Genomic DNA, 3,494 nt, shown 5'->3' with positions numbered 1-3,494 from the left:
GTCCAGGGCCCATCCGGTCAGGAGCCGAGTGTCCAGCAGGACCAGGCCCTGGGCGGTCTCCAGGTAGAGGTCGCCGCCGATCAGACAGGCCACCCGGCCGGCGACGGTGCGGACCGGCGTCAGCGGCCGCAGTGCCGCGACAGGTGCCAACCCGCCAGGGGGCAGGTGGTAGGTGCCGGTGTGATCGATGACGGTGGCCTGCTGGCGGTCCTGCCCCTGCGGCCAGCCCAGTTGGGCACTGCGCTCAGCGGCGGCCAGGAGGGCTGCTGGGCCCCACGGTCACCGTCCGAGTGGCGGTCCAGGACCGCGCCGTCGGCTTAGGCAACAGTGTTGTCTATACTCGACGCTTATGCCGCCACTCACCGCAACGCGCCGCCGGGCCGCACTCATAGCCCTGGCCATGGGCGGTTTCGCCGTAGGGCTGACCGAGTTCGTCCCGATGGGCCTGCTCCCCGACATCGCCCGCGGGCTGCTGCCCGGCACCTACGCCCACTCCTCCGCACACGCCAACAGCGACGCCGGGTGGGTGGTCAGCGTCTACGCCCTCGGGGTCGTCGCCGGTGCGCCCACGATCGCCGCACTGAGCGCCCGCGTCGCCCGCAAGCGGCTGGTCCTGGGGCTGCTGGTGCTGTTCGTCGTCGGCACCCTGGCCAGCGCGGTCGCCCCCAACTTCGCACTGCTGCTGCTGGCACGCTTCGTCGCGGGGCTGCCACACGGCGCGTACTTCGGCGCGGCCGGCATGCTCGCGGCGAACCTGCTGGGCCCCGGTAGCCAGGCCAAGGGCTTCGCCGTGGTGCTGAGCGGGCTGACCACCGCCAACGTGGTCGGCGTCCCGCTGATCACCGGACTGGGCCAGAGCACCGGCTGGCGCAGCGCCTATCTGGCGATCGCTGCGGTGTTCCTGCTGACCCTGCTGGCCGTCCGGGCGGTCGTACCGGAGGCACCGGCACACCCCGGCGGCTCACCGCGCTCCGAGCTGGCCGCGCTGCGCGCGCCACGGGTGTGGCTGGCCGCCGCCGTGGCCGCCATCGGCTTCTCCGGCTTCTTCGCCGTCGACAGCTACATCGCGCCGATCACCACCCAGGTGACCGGGCTGTCCTCGGCCGCGGTGCCCTGGGTGCTGGTCGCCGTGGGCCTGGGAATGACCGTGGGCAACGCGGCCGGCGGCTGGTGCGCCGACCGGCAGCTGCGACGCAGCCTGATGGCCGGCTTCCTCGGCATCATCGCCGCCCTGGTCGTCTTCGCCCTGATCGCGCACACCACAGCGGGACTGTTCGCAGGCGCCTTCCTGGTCGGCGCCACCGGCCTGTTCGTAGGCCCCGCCATGCAGGCGCGGCTGATCGCGGCCGCCCCTCGCGCCCAACTGATGGGGGCCGCGGTGAACCAGTCGGCCATGAACACCGCCAACAGCCTCGGCGCGGCCATCGGCGGCCTGGCCATCGCCGGCGGACTGGGCTATCTGGCACCCAGCTGGCTCGGCGCCGGCCTGGCCGCGGTCGGCTGCGTCCTCACCGCCGCCGCCTTCGCCGCAGACGACCGAACCGCCCGCAACCACCGCCCGACCAACAACACCGCCACCACCCCGGCGGAAATCCCTGTGCCTTCCGCTGACTCCCTATGACCACCGCGCAATCCTTCCCCTGCCATTTGGGCACGGCACCAGCGGACGCCGCCGCACCCCCGAAATCCCCGGGCCCAGCTAAAGCAACGGAATTGGCCTAGTACAGGTGCTCGGCCTCGGCCGCGCGAGCCCGAAGGGCGTGGGCCTGCTGGTGCTCTCCCTGGGCTTCGAGGATCTCCGCCCGGTACTCCATGGCGTACGCGTCTCCAAGGTCCCCGGCGATGGTGAAGGCGCGTAGGGCCTCCGCGGTGTGGCCGCGCGCGCGGAAGGCGGCTCCGACGGCGGTGATCGGAAAGGCCTGGTCCTGAGCGTAGATGCGTGGCACCCAGTGTTCGATCGTGGGCCGGTCGTCGCACTCGAAGGCCAGCCTGACCAGGCCGAGCATGGCGTCGACATCGCCGTGGGCGGCGGCTTGCTCCCATAGGAGCCGCGCCTGGTTCCGGTTCCCGGCCGTCCAGTGCAGCGTACCGAGATTGAAGCCGGCAATGACATTCCCGGCTTCCCAGGACTTGGTGAGCCAGTGCAGTGCCCCGGCCCGATCGCCCGCCGCGTGCAGCGCCGTTCCGTAGTTGGCCATGTCTACCGGCAGGCCCTGCTCCGCGGCTGCCCGAAGCGATGCCAACGACTCGGGGGTTACCCGCCCATCGGCACCGTGTTCGATCTCGGGGTAGTCAGCCGTAATGTCATCGGACGCTTCGTCCGGCAGCTCTGTCGGCGGCCCTACGAGCGGACCGCCGTCCCTGCCCGCGCGCAGGTGGAGGCGGCGAAATCTCATACGGGCGATCTTGCCAGAGACCCCGACCAGTCATTCAGGCCGACCTCTGGTCCAGAAGCGGATAACCGGACTCGGAGATGTCCTGGGCCAGGTTCGGCACGCTGACCTCAGGGTTCAGCGACGTTACGAGTTATTGGTTCAGAGGCTGCCAGGCATGAACCTGGCCCACCGCTGCCAGTTCGGATGACTGTCACCAACGCGGCAAATCCGCGGAGCTCAGGCAGGGCTGATGGTCTTCACGGGCCTCCACAGGAGACAGCGCAGGAAGGCGCCGGCGCAGCTCACGAACGCACGCCATGCGACCGCGGTCCGCGCCGATCCGGCGAATCTCGTCATGCAGATCATCGACAGCGGTGCGCACGGGCAACCCCCTGATGCGGGACCTGTAGTCGTCTGCCCACTGGCCAGTCCCAGCAGACACCACTCCGATGCGGTGCAGACTTCCGTCGACCCGGTCGACCCGGTACGGCCCGTTGCCTGCGACTGCAGCCGTGAAGTTCCGGGTTCGCACGTACTCCTAGGACTGGTAGTGGACCATCCAAACGAGTTCGTGCTCCTCAACGTGCGTGACGACCAGGCGAACCTTGTACGGGCCATCGGGGGCCAGCCTGTGCAGGCGTTCCAGCTCTTCTCGAACCAGTTGGGCTGCGGGCTCACGTTCGATCACCGGTGCAGCATCCCGTATGGGCTCGGGTACAGGCCAACGCGTTTCGCGTGGGGCGGCCGACAACCGGATGGTCGGCCTCGTTGTCACCCGCTTGGCGCAGCCAGTTCGCCAGACGGCTGTCCGGTCGCGGTGACGGGGGTGGTCGTCCATGACGGTTCCGGCGTTGGTGGCGTACTCGTCGAGTACCAGGGCGCCGAGTGCGGCCAGGGAGTTGAGCAGGGCTTTCCTGCCCGTGCCGGGCATACCCTCGAGGACGCGGGCCTGCGCTCGGGGGTCAGAAGAGGGCATCCTGCTCCTGTTCTTCGCTTGAGGTGTGCAGGGGCTCGAGCTCGGCGGTGAGCAGTGTGCCGGCCGCGGCCCGGTCCAGGGCCCATCCGGTCAGGAGCCGAGTGTCCAGCAGGACCAGGCCCTGGGCGGTCTCCAGGTAGAGG

3 protein-coding genes are annotated in these 3,494 nt (G+C 70.1%); 1 reads left to right on the top strand and 2 read right to left on the bottom strand.

The annotated features are described in order from the left end of the window. Positions 1 to 349: 349 nt before the first annotated feature. Positions 350 to 1,621, top strand: coding sequence for an MFS transporter (locus tag IF29_RS0140940; protein WP_030267540.1), 1,272 nt, complete (start codon positions 350 to 352; stop codon positions 1,619 to 1,621). A gap of 97 nt (positions 1,622 to 1,718) precedes the next feature. Here the strand turns inward: IF29_RS0140940 and IF29_RS44300 are convergent, their stop codons facing one another. Next, on the bottom strand, positions 1,719 to 2,396 hold the full coding sequence (locus IF29_RS44300) for an SEL1-like repeat protein (protein WP_051726702.1): 678 nt from the start codon (positions 2,394 to 2,396) through the stop codon (positions 1,719 to 1,721). Positions 2,397 to 2,913: 517 nt separating this feature from the next. After that, positions 2,914 to 3,306, bottom strand: coding sequence for a hypothetical protein (locus IF29_RS46700; protein ID WP_157624209.1), 393 nt, complete (start codon positions 3,304 to 3,306; stop codon positions 2,914 to 2,916). Positions 3,307 to 3,494: the final 188 nt, after the last annotated feature.

Origin of the sequence: Streptacidiphilus jeojiense (assembly GCF_000719095.1) — a bacterium.
Taxonomy (GTDB): Bacteria; Actinomycetota; Actinomycetes; order Streptomycetales; family Streptomycetaceae; genus Streptacidiphilus; species Streptacidiphilus jeojiensis.
This window is presented reverse-complemented; position numbering and strand designations above follow the sequence as displayed.